Source organism: Variovorax sp. 01N429, assembly GCF_056399425.1.
In genome coordinates this window covers 1-411 of the sequence record NZ_JBFTRG010000155.1, presented here as the reverse complement: position 1 = coordinate 411, position 411 = coordinate 1, and the positions used below count along the sequence as shown (strand labels likewise).

The 411-nt window shown below is 68.9% G+C and carries 1 protein-coding gene; it reads left to right on the top strand.

The genetic code is table 11. From position 1 onward, the window contains the following. On the top strand, window positions 1-411 hold a 411-nt coding region (locus AC1DSF_RS31030), incomplete at both ends, for a 3-hydroxyacyl-CoA dehydrogenase NAD-binding domain-containing protein (RefSeq protein WP_478184149.1).

Here is a 411-nt window from a genome sequence, read left to right as displayed (position 1 = left end):
CAGCGGCGACGTCGACGCCGGCTTCGCGCTCGAGGACGAGGCCCTTGCGGACCTCATCATGAGCGACGAACTCCGCGCCGGGCTGTACGCGTTCGACCTGATCCAGAAGCGTGCCAAGCGGCCCGCCGGGGCGCCGGACCGGTTGCTGGCCCGTCCGGTGACCAAGGTCGGCGTGGTCGGCGCGGGCCTGATGGCGTCGCAGCTGGCGCTGCTGTTCGCGCGGCGTCTGGGGGTGCCGGTCGTGATGACCGACATCGACCAGGAGCGCGTGGACAAGGGTGTCGGTTATGTGCACGCCGAGATCGACAAGCTGCTCGCGAAGAAGCGGATGAGCCAGGATTCCGCGAACCGCTACAAGGCGCTCGTCACCGGTTCGCTGACGAAGGACGCGTTCGCCGACGCGGACTTCGT